Raw genomic sequence first — 410 nt, forward strand, 5'->3', positions numbered from 1 at the left:
CCAGCAGCGATTGCCGTTGGATAGTCATCCCCACCGTCACCACCTAAAACAGCAATATGTTGAATTGGTCGTTGCAAATCATTTGCAATAACCCGCACAGCTTTAACCTGAAATAAATCACGCACAAAAGTTGCAAATTCTTTAACTGTTTGGGGCTTGGTTAACTGTCCAATTCTGCCAAGTCCAGTTTGACCATCAGCATTTGGTATTAATGGTTGCACATTATTAAGTTGTAATGCTGCAGCTAACCAATCATTCATACCATTAGCAGCTGCATCCAAATTAGTATGCGCTGCATAAACGACAATGTCATGCTTAATCAACTTGGCATACATGGCATTTTGTGGCACTGACAGGTCCAAATTTTTGGCGGGATGAAACATCATTGGATGATGTGCAAAAATAAAATC

Annotated in this window: 1 protein-coding gene; it reads right to left on the minus strand. The window is 40.7% G+C overall.

Annotated features, from left to right (window positions below; translation table 11 throughout):
- Nucleotides 1-410, minus strand: a 410-nt coding sequence (locus CP370_RS09415; RefSeq protein WP_143467902.1) for a Nif3-like dinuclear metal center hexameric protein, incomplete at both ends; no start/stop codon positions are given.

Source organism: Lactobacillus sp. UMNPBX19, from assembly GCF_002553805.1.
Lineage (GTDB): Bacteria > Bacillota > Bacilli > Lactobacillales > Lactobacillaceae > Lactobacillus.